General features: G+C 40.1%; 2 protein-coding genes and 1 pseudogene. 1 reads left to right on the plus strand and 2 read right to left on the minus strand.

Annotation, left to right across the window (positions count from 1 at the left end; genetic code table 11):
- Positions 1-112 precede the first annotated feature (112 nt).
- Positions 113-955, minus strand: a complete 843-nt coding sequence (locus WB217_RS14625; protein ID WP_423993968.1) for a nuclease-related domain-containing protein — start codon at positions 953-955, stop codon at positions 113-115.
- A gap of 342 nt (positions 956-1297) precedes the next feature.
- Between WB217_RS14625 and WB217_RS14630 the strand changes: the two genes are divergently transcribed.
- Entirely contained in the window at positions 1298-2260 is a 963-nt protein-coding gene (locus WB217_RS14630; protein WP_423993970.1) for a sensor domain-containing diguanylate cyclase, read from the plus strand.
- 97 nt (positions 2261-2357) lie between these two features.
- Here the strand turns inward: WB217_RS14630 and WB217_RS14635 are convergent.
- Positions 2358-3002 (minus strand): annotated as a pseudogene (locus tag WB217_RS14635) (carboxypeptidase); the annotation flags it as partial.

A 3002-nucleotide genomic window follows, 5' to 3' on the forward strand; every position in this document is an offset into this window, starting at 1 on the left:
CGGTAGTCTCAAAAAGGGTAACAGAAATAGGGAAGCTGTGCCCGGAATGGAGAGGTACTACCAAAAAGGGTAACAGAAGCGGAATGAATGATCCTGAGATAAATTTATTCGCTCATTGGTAATAACGTGTATTAAACTCCCCAATGGATTGCAGATTATTTGTGAGAAGTCTTCTGATCATTTTTGCAGGCAATACCGGATTACACCATTCATAAATAGCGGTAGTGGTAATCTTCCTCTCAGGAAAAAGTAGTCGATATTCTTCAACGGTTCGCATCAAGGCATCTTCAACACTCTCCTTGGCATGACAATGTGTGCAGGTGAATTTCTTCTGTTTGTATTCCGTATAAATTTCTTTACAATCTGGACAAAATACCCCTTTCCGCAGCAGTCCATATTCATACTTGGGTACTCGCGAAAAACGGGAAACTGTTATATTCAATGACAATAATTTTTCCGCTAATCTTGTATGCTGACTATTTAATTTTGAAGGTTTGGTATTTAGTTTTTTCATGAATCGGTTCAATTGATTGGGGAGTATGATTGGTGGATTAAGGGGAGCCTGGAATAACGCGAACTCGGGATTAATAAAAATAATGTAAGCTTCCAGGATGAAATGAGATCCGAGTCTTTTCAGCATTTGTCTTAGTAATGATTCACTTTTTTTTAGTTGTAGGAGAGGATCCTTGAGTTCTGTTCCAGCCATTGTCTTAAAGAGGTCACCATCATAATAATAATCACCTTCATAGTTTTTTACTTCAAAAAGAGACACAGTGTCTTGGATAATGAGCAGTGTATCGATTTGGAACGTCGTATTGTTAACTTCGAAAAGCAGGTCCCTTAGGATGAGGTTTTCATTTTCTAACTGATCCAACCTTGCATCAAATAAAATTTCTCCTTCATATCCTTTCTCCAGATAAAGATGATACTGCTTTTCTTTTTCCGTAAAATCCATTCGAGGGTTCAGTGCATCCAACTTCCTCAATTCATCTGATTTTGAGCGGTTATTTATAAACATGGTCCACTTCCTTTCAGTTCTATTTTCATGTAAAGATGTGCAAATATCCAATGTACATTTTAAGACAATTTTAAAAGAGGATGTAGGATATTGAAGAGGTGCAAAGAAATAATCACGCTGCTTAAAAAATGAGTTACTGCTCAGAAAGAGTGCAGTTTGCCTGATCAACTGGCCGAATGGTGCTATTGTTTTTGAAAAAGCAAACATATAGATGCTTGTTTGTCCCATTCCCCTACTGTAAAATTTAGGTGAAGGAAAATAATAGAAGAAGGTCAGTGTATGATACAACCGTACTTTATATCAGGCTTCGGCACAGGAATTGTAGTTGGGATTATTGTTATTTCTTTGTTCTTTTACAGGTGGAAAAAAAGAGAGAGAAATTTAAAGGAAATGCATGATAATTTCATCCATGTTGTTGAGAATACAAAGGATTTTATTTATTATTATCAGCTTTATCCTACAATGGGATATCAGTATCTCAGTCCATCTGCGGAACATTTTTTCGGAGAAGGGTCTATTGAGCGTGCCTTTAAAGATCCTGATGTGCCCTTTAATGATGTCCATCCTGATGACTATGAAATTCTGATCAAAAAAATCAACGGTGAGCTCGATTTTAACAAGGGGATCGTCCAGCGATGGCTCGATAAAAATGGGGAATACAGATGGTTTGAGGAATATGCAACGCCCATCTATCAAAATGGGAAGTTGGTCGCTCTTCAAGGAGTACTGAGGAATATTGATGATAAGGTCAAACTTCAGCAGGAATTAGAATATCAACTTAATCATGATTCATTGACTGGTATTTACAATCGGGCTTATTTCGAATCACGCTTTTTAACATATAACGAGAAAATGGACACATCCATTGGAATCATATTATGTGATTTGGATGATCTAAAAAATATAAACGACAGCTTTGGTCATAAGTATGGAGATAAATTACTTAAAGAAGCGGCAGGATTACTGGATCAAATCTCCGAGGATGGGATGACTGTAGCGAGGCTTGGGGGAGATGAATTCGTACTCCTGGCACCAGGCATTACACAAGAAGAGCTAACTCAATTCGTTCATAACCTTGTAAGAAGAATAGAGGACTATAATAAAAATGAAGCTGAGATAATGATAAAGCTGTCAATAGGCTGCGTCTTTTCGCCAACCTCACTCGGATTAATGACAGATTTGTTCTCTCAAGCTGATCGAAATATGTACAGGGACAAAAATAAAAGAAAGCAGTTGACCTGATGGATGATTGTCGGCCAAGCTGAAAATTGCTACTTGGATCATCTCAGCTCTGAAAGAAAGAAGCAGTGTGACTTTTAAAATCACACTGCTCTTTTTATTACTCGTCCGCTTCCTCGCCCTGTCTGCTCTTCTGTGTAGGAAGCGTATCCCAGAAGCTTGTGTCCGCTGTTTCAATTGAATCATCGGCGATGGCTCTTACCGTTGCATCAAGTGTCGTTATGGTCTGCTTGATCAGATAGCCATTGCTCTTTTGGCCTAATGCATAGGATTCGATATAATGGTCGGACATGCCGCGCATTTCGAATAAAAGGGTTGAGATGTCGTAACGGACGGCGGCTCCGTTGCGTCCGATGTTGTCTGTATTGCCGCCGGCATATTTGCCGATATGGCCCCAGCCGGTATCTTCGAGAGTGTTATAGACTACTGCACCCAGCTTTTTGGAGCCTTCAAGCACCTCTGGCTTTACATTCGGACTCGTAGGATAAAGGATGGAGCCTGAAACAAGCTCACCTTCCGTCTCGCTGAGGGTACCCTGGTGGTGCAGATCGATCATATAATCGATTTCATACTTGGCAAAGACATTTTCGTGCAGTGACCTAATTTCAGGCTGCATCTCGCTCGTTTCTTTATCGTGTTCGCGGTTAAGGTCAATTTTGTTTGCGTTATAGCGTGTCAGGTGGCGATCTCCATCGGCGTGATAGTCTTCAAGTGAGAAGTCAACATCGCCCATCGCGCCATCCGC

This window comes from Mesobacillus sp. (assembly GCF_049588175.1).
Lineage (GTDB): Bacteria > Bacillota > Bacilli > Bacillales > Cytobacillaceae > Mesobacillus.

Coding starts and splice junctions, on each gene's coding strand:
- WB217_RS14625 (WP_423993968.1), bottom strand. CDS start 955: ATGGATTTTACGGAAAAAGAAAAGCAGTATCATCTTTATCTGGAGAAA.
- WB217_RS14630 (WP_423993970.1), top strand. CDS start 1,298: ATGATACAACCGTACTTTATATCAGGCTTCGGCACAGGAATTGTAGTT.